The organism is Acinetobacter tibetensis (genome assembly GCF_023824315.1).
GTDB classification, from domain to species: Bacteria; Pseudomonadota; Gammaproteobacteria; order Pseudomonadales; family Moraxellaceae; genus Acinetobacter; species Acinetobacter tibetensis.
The window spans coordinates 1,661,459-1,676,381 of sequence record NZ_CP098732.1; the positions used below are offsets into that span (position 1 = coordinate 1,661,459).

The 14,923-nt window shown below is 41.8% G+C and carries 13 protein-coding genes; all 13 read left to right on the forward strand.

The genetic code is table 11. The annotated features are described in order from the left end of the window. The first annotated feature begins 15 nt into the window (after positions 1–15). The 13 genes from nirB to M5E07_RS08140 all read left to right on the forward strand — a co-directional run bounded on the left by nirB (position 16) and on the right by M5E07_RS08140 (position 14,906). Positions 16–2,562 (forward strand): nitrite reductase large subunit NirB, encoded by a 2,547-nt coding sequence (gene nirB, locus M5E07_RS08080; protein WP_252223591.1) that lies wholly within the window; start codon positions 16–18, stop codon positions 2,560–2,562. Between the two features lie 14 nt (positions 2,563–2,576). Continuing rightward, positions 2,577–4,196, forward strand: a complete 1,620-nt coding sequence (gene nirD / locus M5E07_RS08085) for a nitrite reductase small subunit NirD (protein WP_252223593.1) — start codon at positions 2,577–2,579, stop codon at positions 4,194–4,196. Positions 4,197–4,255: 59 nt separating this feature from the next. Next, positions 4,256–7,036, forward strand: coding sequence for a nitrate reductase (locus tag M5E07_RS08090; RefSeq protein WP_252223595.1), 2,781 nt, complete (start codon positions 4,256–4,258; stop codon positions 7,034–7,036). Beyond that, positions 7,033–7,644: a molybdenum cofactor guanylyltransferase gene (gene mobA / locus M5E07_RS08095; RefSeq protein ID WP_252223597.1), complete on the forward strand. Its 612-nt coding sequence runs from the start codon at positions 7,033–7,035 to the stop codon at positions 7,642–7,644. Before M5E07_RS08090 ends, mobA begins: the two co-directional genes overlap by 4 nt. A 128-nt stretch (positions 7,645–7,772) precedes the next feature. Then, positions 7,773–8,783 carry a GTP 3',8-cyclase MoaA gene (moaA, locus tag M5E07_RS08100; RefSeq protein ID WP_252223599.1) on the forward strand — a complete coding sequence of 337 codons (1,011 nt, stop codon included), beginning with the start codon at positions 7,773–7,775 and terminating at the stop codon, positions 8,781–8,783. 1 nt (position 8,784) lies between these two features. Continuing rightward, positions 8,785–9,048, forward strand: coding sequence for a MoaD/ThiS family protein (locus tag M5E07_RS08105; RefSeq protein WP_252223601.1), 264 nt, complete (start codon positions 8,785–8,787; stop codon positions 9,046–9,048). Between the two features lie 5 nt (positions 9,049–9,053). Next, the gene (locus tag M5E07_RS08110) at positions 9,054–9,584 is read left to right on the forward strand and encodes a molybdenum cofactor biosynthesis protein MoaE (protein ID WP_416252178.1); all 531 of its coding nucleotides are present in this window, start codon (positions 9,054–9,056) and stop codon (positions 9,582–9,584) included. A 22-nt stretch (positions 9,585–9,606) separates the two neighbouring features. Then, positions 9,607–10,530 (forward strand): bifunctional molybdenum cofactor biosynthesis protein MoaC/MoaB, encoded by a 924-nt coding sequence (moaCB, locus tag M5E07_RS08115; RefSeq protein WP_252223602.1) that lies wholly within the window; start codon positions 9,607–9,609, stop codon positions 10,528–10,530. After that, positions 10,530–11,756, forward strand: a complete 1,227-nt coding sequence (locus M5E07_RS08120) for a molybdopterin molybdotransferase MoeA (protein WP_252223603.1) — start codon at positions 10,530–10,532, stop codon at positions 11,754–11,756. The genes moaCB and M5E07_RS08120 overlap by 1 nt, the downstream gene beginning before the upstream one ends. Before the next feature lie 42 nt (positions 11,757–11,798). Continuing rightward, positions 11,799–12,563: a molybdate ABC transporter substrate-binding protein gene (modA, locus tag M5E07_RS08125; RefSeq protein WP_252223604.1), complete on the forward strand. Its 765-nt coding sequence runs from the start codon at positions 11,799–11,801 to the stop codon at positions 12,561–12,563. A 10-nt stretch (positions 12,564–12,573) separates the two neighbouring features. Next, positions 12,574–13,257 carry a molybdate ABC transporter permease subunit gene (gene modB, locus M5E07_RS08130; protein ID WP_252223605.1) on the forward strand — a complete coding sequence of 228 codons (684 nt, stop codon included), beginning with the start codon at positions 12,574–12,576 and terminating at the stop codon, positions 13,255–13,257. Positions 13,258–13,260: 3 nt separating this feature from the next. After that, positions 13,261–13,899, forward strand: a complete 639-nt coding sequence (locus tag M5E07_RS08135) for an ATP-binding cassette domain-containing protein (RefSeq protein WP_252223606.1) — start codon at positions 13,261–13,263, stop codon at positions 13,897–13,899. 113 nt (positions 13,900–14,012) lie between these two features. After that, complete coding sequence (locus M5E07_RS08140) at positions 14,013–14,906, forward strand: LysR substrate-binding domain-containing protein (RefSeq protein WP_016168010.1); 894 nt, start codon at positions 14,013–14,015, stop codon at positions 14,904–14,906. Positions 14,907–14,923 lie beyond the last annotated feature (17 nt).

Below are 14,923 nucleotides of genomic sequence, written 5' to 3' on the forward strand. Positions count from 1 at the left end.
TTAAGGAGAAAGAATATGAAACTACTTATGATTGGTCACGGTATGGTCGGGCACAAGTTCATTGAGAGTGTACTTGAGCAGGCAGGTGACGAAGTAGAAATTACCATTTTGGCAGAAGAACCACGTTTGGCGTATGACCGTGTGCATTTAACCGAATACTTTTCTGGTAAAACTGCCAAAGATTTATCACTTGCACGTGCAGACTTTGCCGATGCCTATGGAATTGACCTACGTTTAAATACCAAAGCGACTGCAATTGATCCAGAAAATAAATTGGTGACCACCAATCATGGTGAAACACTTAGCTATGACAAATTGGTTTTAGCCACAGGTTCTTATGCTTTTGTACCGCCAATTCCGGGTAATGAACGTCAAAACTGTTTTGTTTACCGTACCATTGAAGACTTAGATGCCATTAAAGCTGCCAGTTTAAATGCAAAAACAGGGGTGGTGATTGGTGGTGGCTTATTGGGACTAGAAGCCGCAAAGGCACTTTGTGACCTGAACCTAGAAACGCATGTGGTGGAATTTGCGCCACGCTTAATGGCCGTGCAAATTGATGACTTAGGCGGCAAAGTACTACGCACTAAAATTGAAAACCTCGGGGTTAAAGTTCATACCCAAAAAGCCACCCAATGTATTGAAGATGGGTCATCCGCAGTTCATGTAATGAAATTTGGCGATGGCTCAGAACTCGAAACGGATATCGTTTTATTCTCGGCAGGTATTCGCCCACGCGATGAACTTGCACGTTTAAGTGGTTTAGCCATTGGTGAACGTGGCGGTATTGTGATTAATGATTATTGCCAAACCAGTGATGAAGATATTTATGCCATTGGTGAGTGTGCGCTTTGGAACAATAAAATCTTTGGTTTAGTGGCACCGGGCTATGACATGGCACGTATTGCAGCCAAGCATGTGATGCAGCAAGAATGCAATATTTTCGCTGGTGCAGACATGAGCACTAAATTGAAGTTGATGGGGGTAGATGTCGCATCTATCGGTGATGCACATGCCATGACTCCAAATTCGTTAAGCTATTTCTATGCCGATGAAGCTGCATTGGTATATAAAAAAATCGTAGTCAATGCAGAAAAAACCCAACTTTTGGGTGCTGTATTGGTGGGTGATGCCAAAGAATATAGCGACTTGCTACAAATGATGCTGAACGGTCTGGCATTACCCGAAGTACCTGAAAGCCTCATCATGCCAGGGTTTACGGACTCAGGCGCCAAAGCAGGCGGTAGCGGTGTCGATTTACTGCCAGACAGTGCCACCATCTGTTCATGTAATAACGTGTCGAAAGCCGATATTTGCCAAGCCATTAGTGACGGCTCGACCTCTTTGGGTGCGTTAAAGAAATGTACCAAAGCTGCGACAGCTTGTGGGGGGTGTGCTCCTTTAGTAACGCAGGTATTGAAGTCTGAATTACAACGTCAAGGCGTCACGGTCAATAATCATATTTGCGAACACTTCCCATACTCCCGCCAAGAGCTGTATCACTTGGTTCGTGTGAATGAAATTAAAACCTTTGACGATTTGATTCATCAGCATGGACATGGTTTGGGCTGTGATATTTGCAAACCAACGGCTGCAAACATCTTGGCATCTTGCTGGAATGATTTCGTACTTGAACCAAGTCATGCAGGTTTACAAGACAGTAACGACTACTACTTAGGAAACATCCAAAAAGATGGTTCTTACTCCGTTGTACCACGTATGGCAGGGGGTGAAGTCACGCCAGATGGCTTAATTGCTGTAGGTCAAATTGCCAAAAAATACAACCTGTACACCAAAATTACGGGCGGGCAACGTGTTGATATGTTTGGCGCGCAAGTGCATCAATTGCCGTTGATTTGGGAAGAGTTGAATGCCGCAGGTTTTGAATCTGGTCATGCTTACGGCAAATCATTACGTACGGTTAAATCTTGTGTTGGCAGTACATGGTGCCGTTATGGTGTGGATGATTCAGTCGGTTTGGCCATTTTCCTCGAAAACCGCTACAAGGGTTTACGCTCCCCACATAAATTAAAAATGGCAGTTTCGGGTTGTACCCGTGAGTGTGCAGAAGCTCAAGGTAAAGATGTTGGCGTGATTGCCACTGAAAAAGGTTGGAACCTCTATGTCTGTGGTAATGGTGGCATGAAACCACGCCATGCAGAATTGATTGCATCTGACTTGGATACCGAAACTCTAATTCGTTATATCGACCGTTTCTTTATGTTCTACATTCAAACAGCGGATCGTTTACAACGTACCAGTGTATGGCGCGACAACATGGAAGGTGGTTTAGACTATTTAAAATCCGTGATTATTGAAGATTCACTGGGTTTAGCCACAGAACTTGAACGTCGTATGCAGCACATTGTTGGGACTTATCAAGATGAATGGCGTACCGCAGTTGAGAACCCTGAAATTCGTAAACGTTTCCAAACCTATATCAATGCCAATGCTGAACAGCAAGCTGATCCACATATTCAATTTACTCAAGAACGCGGACAAATTCGCCCATTAAACAGCGCAGAACGCGCTGAAGACCGTATTCCAATGGTTGAAGCATAATAAGGAGAACTCAAATGACCATTTTAAATGATAAAAATATGCTTCCAGATCAAAACTGGGTTGAAGTTTGTGATTTAAATGACATCACCCCGAATACGGGCGTAGGGGCTTTGGTTGAAGGACAAGCGATTGCTTTGTTCCGTGTTGGTACAGAAAAACGCGTTTATGCGTTGAGCAATAAAGACCCTTTCAGCCAAGCCAATGTCATGAGCCGTGGCATTATTGGCGACTTGCAAGGTGAACGCGTTATTGCATCGCCCATTTATAAGCAGCATTTTAGTTTAGCCACTGGACGTTGCTTAGAAGATAAAGATCAAAAACTATTGGTGTTCCCAACCAAAATTCAAGATGGCCGTGTTTGGGTGTGTCCAACAGCACAAAAAACCTATATCACCAACAATGGGCCTTCTTCAGAAAAAATGAAGTTGGTTTTGGTTGGAAATGGTTTGGCAGGTATGCGTTGTCTTGAAGATTTATTGGATATGGCACCTGATCGTTATGAAATTACCGTGATTGGTGAAGAACCATGGGGCAACTATAACCGCATTATGCTATCGCCCGTGTTATCAGGTGAAAAAACGGTTGAAGACATAATGTTGCACCCACATGCGTGGTATCACGACAAAGGTATGCGTTTTATTGCAGATGATCCTGCCGTGAAAATAGATCGACCACGCAAACAAGTACATACTCAAAAAGGCATTGTGGTGGATTATGACCGACTCATTTTAGCCACTGGGTCTAAACCTTTTGTGCCGCCAGTAAATGGTGCAGACCTAAAAGGCGTCGTAAGTTTCCGTGATATTTATGATGTCAATACCATGTTGGAATATTGTGAAAACAAACGTAATGCGGTGGTGATTGGTGGGGGTTTACTCGGTTTAGAAGCTGCTTATGGCTTAAAACGCCGTGGCATGAATGTTACCGTTTTACATTTAATGAATCGCATTATGGAACGTCAACTGGATGATCGTGCCAGTCAAATGCTTCGTCATAGTATTGAGCAAAAAGGGATTCGAATTATTACCGAAGCCAATACTGAAGAGCTAATCGGTACAGATGGTCAAGTCAGCCAAGTACGTTTAAAAGACGGCAGCGTGTTAGATGCAGATTTGGTGGTCTTTGCAGTCGGTATTCGCCCCAATATTAGTTTGGCACAAAGTGCGGGACTCAGAGCCAACCGCGGGGTGATGGTGAATGACACCATGCAAACTTTTGACCCAAGTATTTATGCAGTGGGTGAATGTATTGAACATCGCAGTCAAACCTTTGGTTTAGTCGAGCCTTTATGGGGACAGGCTTTTATTTGCGCGAGTCACTTGGCAGAACATGGCAGTCTGACCTTTAAAGCCCCAACGGTTCCAACCCAATTAAAAGTCAGTGGTGTCGATGTGTTTTCGGCAGGGAATTTTGAGCCTAAAGATGATTTTGAAGACATCATTTTAAATGACGAAAAACGTCAAATTTATAAGCGCATCATTATTCAACAGGACAAAGTCATTGGAGCCGTCTTGTTTGGAGATACGGAAGATGGCGCTTGGTATGCCGAATTAATTGCAGATCAAACCCCAATTTCCAATATTCGCAATAAGCTGCTTTTTGGTCGGGATTTTGCATTAAAAAAAGTAGGCTAATTCAACAACCATTATATTTTTGCTGCCATGAGTTTTAAGGCAAGAAGAGGGAGCATCGTATGACCAGTATTCCATTTGTGGAACTCCAAAGTTCGACTGCTCCAGTCACCGTGAGCACAAAAACCACCTGTCCGTACTGTGGCGTGGGTTGTGGTGTAGTCGCACATGTTAAACATACGGCGCACGGTCAAGTTGTTAGTGTAGAGGGGGATGTGTCACATCCCTCCAACTATGGAAAATTGTGTATTAAAGGCAGTAATTTGGCGGATACCATCGGGTTAGAAACGCGTTTATTACAGCCCATGCTCGGAAGAAATACACAGCAAAAAATAACAACTTGGGATACCGCACTCAATCAAATTGCGCAGCAATTCCAAACCTGTATAGAGCAATATGGGGCTGAAAGCATCGCATTTTATGTATCGGGGCAATTACTGACCGAAGATTACTATGTGGTGAATAAGTTTGTGAAAGGCTACTTAGGGACAGCCAATATTGATACCAATTCCCGTCTATGTATGTCGTCTGCTGTGGCAGCACATAAACGGGCTTTTGGTGAAGACATTGTTCCTGCCAGTTATCAGGATTTTGAACAAACGGATATGGTGGTTCTGGTTGGTTCAAATACAGCATGGTGCCATCCCGTATTGTATCAACGGATTATGCAAGCCAAAGCTGAACGCGATATTTTTGTGGTTGTGGTTGATCCGCGTTTTACCAGTACTTGTGAACAAGCCGATTTACATTTGCCAATCTTACCGGGGCAAGATATCGCTCTATTTAATGGACTCCTGCAATATTTGCATCAACATGGATGTGCAGATCAATCCTTTATTGATGCATATACGCAAGGCATTGAAGCTGCTTTGCAGAGCAGCCAAGCAGAACAAAATCCAGAAGATGTCGCCCAACAAACAGGAATTACACTAGATAAATTACAACAGTTTTATGCCAAATTTGCACAGACTGAACGAGTAATGACCTTATTTTCAATGGGGGTCAATCAGTCTTCACAAGGCGTGAATAAAGCCAATGCCATTACCAATTGCCATTTATATAGTGGGAAAATTGGTAAAGTTGGGGCAGCACCATTTTCAATGACAGGTCAGCCGAATGCGATGGGTGGCCGTGAAGTGGGTGGTTTAGCCAATATGTTGGCAGCTCATTTAGATATTGATAATCCTCAACATCAGCAATTGGTACAAAACTTTTGGCAAAGTCCAGTCATTGCCAAATCTGCTGGATTAAAAGCAGTTGATTTATTTGAAGCCGTTGAAAGTGGCAAAATTAAAGCACTTTGGATTATGGCCACCAATCCCGTGGTGAGTTTACCCAATGCAGATCAGGTCAAACGTGCCTTAGAAAAATGTCCTTTTGTGGTGGTTTCGGATATTTGCCAAAACACCGATACGACAGCATTTGCCGATGTTTTACTGCCTGCTTTAGGCTGGGGAGAAAAAGATGGCACAGTAACCAATTCTGAGCGACGTATTTCCAGACAACGTGCATTTTTAGATGCACCGGGAATTGCCAAAGCAGACTGGTGGACAGTTTCGCAAGTGGCAAAAAGAATGGGATTCTCTGGTTTTAATTTTGAAAATGTCAGTGAAATTTTTAGCGAGCATGCACAACTTTCAGCCAGTGAAAATGTACCCTTAGCACAACGTGATGAATCAAAGACCTTCCGTTATTTTAATTTACAAGGTTTAACAGGGCTAACAGGACAAGAATACGATGATCTCAACCCCATTCAGTGGCCAGTATGGGATAAACAGCAGTCCATTGAAACGGTACGACAGATCTATTCCAATGGGCAATTTAGCCATCCTGATGGTAAAGCCAAATTTATTGCTGTAGAAAACATTGCTCCTGTAAATGCCTGTACCAGTGAATATCCTCTGGCTTTGAACACGGGTCGTATCCGTGATCAGTGGCATACCATGAGTCGAACAGGATTATCGGCCAACTTAAGTACGCATCGTGCAGAACCATTTTGTGAGATTCATGCGCAGGATGCTTTGAAATATGGCTTGAAAGAAGGTGACTTGGTCGAAGTTGCATCGACTTGGGGACGCTGTGTTTTAAAAACTGCTATTTCTCAAGGTATTCGTCGTGGGCAAGTTTTTGCCCCCATCCATTGGAACGATCAGGTCGCTTCAGATGCCCGCATTGGTCGCGTGGTCAATCCTGTGGTAGATGCTATTTCAGGTGAGCCAGAATTTAAGCACACACCCGTGATGCTGCAACCTTTTTATACGCAATGGCAGGGCGTATTTTATGCCCGCAATGAGTACGCCGCTATGGTCAAGGCCTCTATAGAGGCCTGTGTGTGGTGGACCAAAGTGACCACTGCCAAAGCTGTTCGTTATGAACTGGCAGATCGCCGTAAATACGATGACATTACCAAACATTTAAAAGAACTTTTACCATTTCAAGATGAAAGTTTTGAATGGCTAAATGTCGATGATCATTCGGCACAAATCAGTCATAGCATCGTCTTAAAAGATGGCATTCTGATTGCCAGTTTATATATTGCCCCACGTGCTTTATTGCCAGACCGAGATTGGGTTGCAGGGTTATTTAAGCGTGAGCGATTGAGTGCCATGCATCGTAAAGCATTATTGGCGGGTCAACCGATTTCGATGAACAACAATGAAGGCCCATTGGTGTGTAGTTGCTTCAAAGTGGGTAAAAATCGAATTATTGAAACCATTAAAGAGAAAAACATTAGCAATGAAAAGCAAGTTACAGCTTGCTTAAAAGCTGGAGGCAATTGTGGTTCTTGCTTACCTGAAATTCGCGGCTTAATTAAAGCCTGTCAAACGGAGGATGTGGAATGATTCAAACTTATCCTGCCACTGATCTTGTCATTCTTGCAGGAGGACAAGCGCGACGTATGAATGGGATGAATAAACTTTTACAAACCTTTGATGATCAGATTCAACTTTTAAAAATTCATCAAACCCTAAAGCATAAAGTGAATTCTATCTGGGTGAATAGTCATCGTGACTATTCACTTTACCGCGCATTGGTACCGAGCATTGCCTATTATCAAGATGAGGAATCTGGATTTTTAGGTCCACTGATGGGCATGAAAAGCGCTTGGACACATGTCTCATCGGACTATGTTCTATTTATTCCGTGTGATGTGACCTATATTCCATCCCGTGTGCTTGAGAAACTTCACACCGTACTGGCAAAAAACGCACAGGCAGAAGTAGCTTATGTTGAACTGAATGGACGCGCACTATATCCGTTCTGTTTGTTAAAGCGTAGTGCACTAAAGCAACTACAACAGCATATCGAACTAAAACAGTTCAGTCTGAAAAAGTGTTTTGCTGAACTGCACCCTCAAGTCGCAAGGTTTAATCATAAAAACCTATTTTTTCACAGTATTAACTCACTCGATGAACTACAACAGTACCAACAATTAAAATTTCTTAACTAAACCCAGAGATAGCACAAAGTTGGAACACTTATTGCTACTTAATTCATAGTTATTAGCACAATGAAAGTGCAATCAGTAAATAAGCACAATCTTTGTGCACTCGGTCATTCCCACATGGAATAACACGCATGACAGTATCTATGGTAGAAACCCGTGCTGCATTTATAGATCAATTTGGTCGCAGCAAGCGTAAACTTAGAATTTCAGTGACAGATCGCTGTAATTTTAAGTGTGTCTATTGCATGCCTGAACATCCTGAGTGGATGAAGAAACATCAAATTTTGAGTTTTGAGGCATTGTTTCAGTTTTGCCAATTTATGGTGCAAAACGGGATTGAACATATTCGTATTACAGGTGGGGAACCTTTAATGCGTCAGGGTGTAGTGCATTTTGTTGCTGAGTTACAAAAGCTGAAAAAAATCGGACTGAAACAAATTTCGATGACCAGCAATGGTCATTACTTAAAAAAATATGCGCAAGATTTAAAACGTGCAGGGCTAGACAATATTAATGTCAGTTTAGACAGTTTAGATGCGGCACAGTTCTTTCAGCTCACCCAAAAACAACTTCAGCCTGTATTGGAAGGCATTCAGGCGGCTTTAGACGTCGGTTTACCAATTAAAATCAATAGCGTACTGATACAAGGAAAAAATGAAGATCAAATTATTCCCTTGGTGCAATGGGCAAAAGACCTCGCTATTCCACTGCGTTTTATTGAATTTATGCCTTTAGATGGAGACCGACACTGGAACGCTGACCATGTGGTCAGTGAACAGCAAATTTTAGATACGCTTGCAACCAAATTCAGCATAAAACCTTTAACAGGCAATACTCGAAGCCCAGCCAGACAGTATTGGGTCGATGGGCATCAAATCGGGATTATCTCCACCATTACCCATGCTTTTTGTGGTGAATGCGATCGTGTCCGACTGACTGCTCAAGGTGAATTTTATAACTGTCTATTTGCCACACAAGGGCTAGCGCTTAAAACTGAAATTGAGCAACTTCAGACGAAACAAAATGCAAGTCTGTTACAGCAGAAACTTGAATCTTATATCTGGAACAAAAAAGCGGGGTTTCATGCCATTCAGGCACAGCAAACCTATAGAAAAATTAGTATGCACATGATCGGAGGTTAATATGTTGCAATCAAATTCAACCATCCAAATTAAAATTGAAGCTTATGGTGCAGTTGAAAAATTATTGCCTGCAAATCTTGTGATTTACAGCCCACCCCATAGTGATATCGGGGCAGCCTTAAGCCAAGTCATGACACTTTATCCTGAAGCAAAAAACCTGATTGAACGCTGTGCTTGCGCAGTGGGTGAAGACATTATCCCGCGTCATTTCGTTATTGAACATGCAATGACCCTCGTATTGCTATCGCCAGTGGCGGGAGGTTAAGTCTGATGAGCCTGAAAAATTTCCCACGAGTTCAAACCACCGCATTAACGCAAAGTGATTTTGATGGTATTCAACATTTTCCTGAATGTGGTGGTATTGGCATCTTTATCGGGACAGTACGTAATCACCATGAAGGCAAAGCGGTCAAAGCATTGAAATATACCGCTTATGCACCCGTTGCCGAAAAAATGATTCGTGCCATTGAGCAAGACATTCAAGCTAAATATCAAGTGTCTTATGTTCGGGTGGTTCACCGCATTGGTGCTTTAGATATTGGCGATACTGCAATTATTGCCATGGCTTATGCAGCACATCGCCGAGAAGCCTTCCAAGCCTGTGAAGAAGCAGTGGAACGGGTTAAGCATGAAGTCCCTGTCTGGAAAGAAGAGTTTTATGCAGATGGTTCGAGTCAATATGTAGAAGGTTGCTGTATCCGTAAAGATTATGAGGATGTAATCCCCGAAACAACGCCTGTTCAGTCACATACTCATCATGGATCATGTTCACACCATCAAACAAAAATGGCTTCTGTTTAATATTTAGCAATAGGAAAGCGTCATGAAAAATGTAGGCATGAAAGCCGAAAGCTATAGAACCGCAGTAGCAACAGGTATTTTGTATGCGCCTGCACATTGTATTGAACTGCTCCGTAATGGCAATACTGAAAAGGGCGATGCACTAAAAACTGCCCGTATCGCAGGAATTCTTGCAGCAAAGCGTACCGATGAACTGATTCCCTTGTGTCATCCCTTACCTATTTACCGTGCAGATGTGGAATATGAACTATTCGAGCAACATGTCTTCATTACAGCAACAGTTGAAACGATTGGTCCAACAGGCGTGGAAATGGAGGCATTAACCGCGGTGAGTCTAGCGGGATTAACACTCTATGACATGCTCAAACCACATTGCGAACCAGAAGATTTATGCTTAGACCAATGTAAACTGGCGAAGAAAAAAGGGGGCAAGTCTCATTATACTCGCGCGCTAAAAGATGCCATTCCTGCTTCAATCATTGTCCTCTCCGATACGGTTGCCGCAGGCAAAAAGCCAGATACCGCAGGCTTAAATGTGTTGGAAATCCTTCAGGAAGCCAATTTTAAAGAGATTGCGTATCAGGTGATTCCAGACAGTCCTGAACAACTGTTGGCATTAATCGAACAGCAAAAAAATCATTATCCTCTTATTCTGACCGTGGGTGGAACGGGGCTTGGTCCGAAAGATCTTACCGTAGAAACCTTACAGCCATTAATGAAACGTGAAATTCCGGGGTTAATGGAAGCCTCTCGGAGTTTTGGTCAGAAACGCACACCTTATGCAGCGCTTAGCCGTGGTGTTGCAGGTTATATCGACCAGAGTTTAGTGATCACTTTACCGGGAAGCCGTCAGGGTGCGAAAGAATCCCTCATTGCAATTCAACCTGCATTAATTCATCTGTTTGATGTACAGAAAAATATTCCCCATGCAGGAGGGTATCAATAATGTCGGGTTGTGGTGCTGAAACAGGATTGATGAGTGTAGATCAAGCCCTTGCGACTATTGTAGATCGGGTTCATGCATTAGCCAGTGAAAGTATTCCATTGCGACAGGCATTGAATCGATACTTAGCAGCAGATATTCACTCTGAAATTGATTTGCCCTTGTTTAGTCAAAGTGCGGTTGATGGTTATGCCATATGCAGCAATCAGTCAGTCCTAGAGAATTCCAAGTTTGAATTGATTGGTGAAATCCGTGCGGGGCAAGATCAAAACTTGCAACTTGAAAATGGACAGGCACTACGTATTTTCACAGGCGCAAAAATCCCTGAAGGTACAACAACCGTTGCACGGCAAGAAATTGTCACACCATTGAGTCCTGATCAAATTCAAATCAATATCGCCTTAGAAATGCATGCCGATATTCGTGATATAGGAGAAGAATTGAGTCGTGGACAATTACTGGCAAACCAAGGACAGCATTTAAGTGTTGGGGCAATCGCTGCACTGGCGATGGCAGGAGTTCAACAGGTTGAGGTCTATCAATTTCCCAAAGTTGCTGTGGTCATTACTGGAGATGAAGTCGCTAAATCGATAGATGATTTTAGTACGGGAAAAATTTTTGATGCGAATGCCCCGTTAATCCAAGCATGGTTTGAACAACAGCAGCAAAACGTCAACATTTATCATGTCGAAGATACCGAACTGGCGCTACAACAATTGATTCAACAACTCAAACAAGAGTGTGACGTGATTTTGACCACAGGTGGGGTTTCGGTCGGAGACTATGACTTTGTGCGACCTGTGGCATTAGCGCAAGGCTTTCAGCAAATCTTTTGGAAAGTGAAACAGAAACCCGGTAAACCGATGCTATTTGCAGAATATCAGCGGTCATCAGGCGACTTTTGTTATTTATTAGGACTGCCGGGTAATCCTGCTGCTGTATTTGTTGGTATGCAAATTTATGCCTCAACCTTATTACAGGCATTGCAAGGGCAGCCCAAGTTACCTAATTGGTTCAGTGCAACTCTGAAACAATCGGTTAAAAGTGATTCGAGAGAACGTTTTCTAAGAATGTATGCTTATTTTGAACAAGGGCAATTATGGGTCGAAAATTTATCGAAACAGCAATCACATATGTTGAGTAATTTGATGAGTGCCAATTGTTTGATTCGAATACCCGAAAATCAGGTTTTAAGTGCAGGATCAACGGTACAAGGGCTTTTCCTTTAACTTCACGATAAGATCATCTCTAAATGGAGGAGTTGTCATTCAATGAAAATTAAACATGTATTCATGATTGTCATAGCCTCTATTTTGAGTATTCCTACACATGCCAATACGGTAAAAGTCTATGCCGCAGCTAGTTTAACCAATGCTTTAACTGATATTTCCAAACAGTATCAAGCACAATATCCAAAAACTAAAATTGTGCCTGTGTTTGGTGCATCTTCTGCCTTAGCCAAACAGATAGAAGCGGGAGCAAGTAGCGATATCTATTTCTCTGCGGATCTAGACTGGATGAATTATCTGGTACAAAAACAGAAAATTAGCGGTAAGCAAGTCCGTCCTTTTTTATTGAATCAATTGGTGACAATTAGCCCGCGTCAATTAAATATTCCGTTTCAAGCCAAACCACAATTTAACTTTGCAGGGGCATTTCAGGGATACCTGTGTACAGGGCAAATGGAATCGGTTCCTGCGGGGAAATATGCCAAGCAAAGTTTAATTAAACTGAATTGGTTGAATGCGTTGAAAGGTCGAATTGTAGGAACTGATGATGTGCGCGCTGCTTTGGCATTTGTTGAACGTGGGGAATGTGCTGTTGGAATTGTCTATAAAACTGACGCACTCATTAGCCAGAAAGTTAAAATTATTGGGACTTTCCCAGCCAATTCACACCATCCGATTATTTATCCCATTGCACTGACTCAGCAAGGCGTAGCAAATCAGGATGCCAGACTATTTGAACAATATGTGCGTACTAACAGTCAAGCAAAGCAAATTTTTCAACGCTATGGTTTTGTTTTAAAACAATAGGACTGAATCCATGTTAAGCCCAGAGGAACTCAGTGCATTATATTTATCAGCCAAAGTCGCGTTATTTGCGACCTTGCTGAGTTTGCCTTTTGCCATTGCTTTGGCTTGGGTTTTAGCACGTTATGAGTTTCGGTTTAAATTTTTGTTAGAAGCCATCTTACAAATGCCAATGGTCTTACCGCCCGTAGTTTTGGGCTATTTACTCTTGGTTTTATTTGGGCAACAAGGCTGGATTGGGCGCTACTTAAATGAACTGGGTATTCAAGTGGTTTTTAACTGGAAAGGCGCCGTACTCGCCTCGATGATTGTGGCTTTTCCCTTGATGGTACAACCCATTCGTCTGTCTTTTCAATTGATTAATCAACAGCTTGAACAAGTGGCGGCAACTTTAGGAGCAAGCCCGATACGGGTGTTTTGTAGTATTAGTTTACCTTTGGCAATTCCCGGCATCATTATTGGGAGCATCTTATGTTTTAGCCGTAGTCTGGGTGAGTTTGGGGCAACCATTACTTTTGTTGGCAATATTCCAGACGAAACACGCACGATACCGATTGCAATTTATTCATTTCTGCAACAACCCAACGGTGAAGAAATGGCAATGCGCTTAGTTGCACTTTCTATCCTGTTGGCCTTTAGTGCATTAATTGCCAATTATGTGATTTTGCAGAAATATCAAAAACGATTAGGAGTTTAAGTCATGTTGAGCTGTAAATTCCATTATCAACGAGCTGATTTTAATTTAGATATTCAACTTGAAATGCAGCACCCAATTTTAGGCATTGTCGGTTCATCGGGAAGTGGTAAAACCACCTTGCTCAAAAATATAGCAGGATTACTCAATCCGCTATCGGGTGATATTCAATTGGGTTCTCAAACTTTATTTGCTTCATCTCAGAAAATTAACTTAGCCCCTCATCAACGGCAAGTCGCTTTAGTCTTTCAACAAGCTTTGTTATTCCCACATTTAAATGTTCAACAAAACCTAAAATATGCAGAAAAACTTCAAGATCCTCAAGATATCAAATTTCACTCTGCACAAATTATAGAATTACTAGAATTAGAACATCTGATTCAACGCAAAGCCCATCAACTTTCAGGGGGCGAAGCCCAGCGTGTTTGTATTGGACGTGCATTATTGTCGTCACCCAATTTATTACTTTTAGATGAACCACTTACAGGTTTAGATCGTCAACTCAAGCAACAAATATTGCCTTTCTTAAAACGCATTAAAGATGAACTGGATTTACCTATGATTTATGTCACGCACCATATGGATGAATTAAAAAGTTTAGATGCGGAGATTCTCACCATGCATGAGGGAAAATTATTGGCTTAGAGTCTTAAGAAAATACATACAATCACAGAAAAAGATAGAATTTGATATTGGCGTAAATCTGAAAAAAAGCGATGATATGCGCTTATTGAAATAAAATCAGGATTTCTATTTTAGTGTTCGAACTTGACTGTAAACTTCTCAGCATTTTTTTCTATGTGTATAAATTTAAAAGTGTTTCGGTTGCTGCAGAACAACTCTGCATGAGCCAACCTGCGGTCAGTAATAGCTTAAATAAAATTCGTCAACATTATAACGATCCGTTATTTTTACGTATTGGCAATGAAATGATGCCAACGGAACTTTCCAAACAGCTCTTTCCTTTGGTGAGTGAAGCCTTAAACCGAATTGAATTAATTAATAATTTCACCATCGATTTTGATGAAATGAATTCACATCAGCAATTTAACATTGCGATGACGGATGTATCACATTTAGTGTTGCTGCCAAAGATTTCACAATACTTAAAACAGCATGCCCCCCATGTAAGATTAAATGTACGCCCGATTACCTCTGAAACCAGTTATCAAATGGCAAATGGCGAAATTGATCTGGCAATTGGTTTCTTGCCGCACATGGAAAATGGCTTTTATCAACAATTGTTATTTGAACAATACTATGTGGTGATTGCCGCGAAAAACCATCCTCGTTTAACGCCCAATCATTTAACCATTGAACAGTATTTGGCAGAGTCACATATAGATATTGATGCTGGTATTGGTCATTATCATATTGAAAATGAGCTGTTAAATTTAGATCTAAAACGCAATATTATCATGCGCTTACCAAGCTACTTGGGTGTGGGTTTGGTGGTGCAAGAGTCCGATGCGATTGCCACTGTGCCTTATTACCTGAGCGAAGTATTATTGTCGCGCGGTAATTTACAAATTTTTAATGCGCCTATTTCATTTCCGACGTATAGCGTAAAACAATTTTGGCATATGTCATGTCATCATAAGACCAGCCATCAATGGCTAAGACAAATGTGCCATGAAATTTTAGCGCGATAAAAATTTCTAAAAATAAA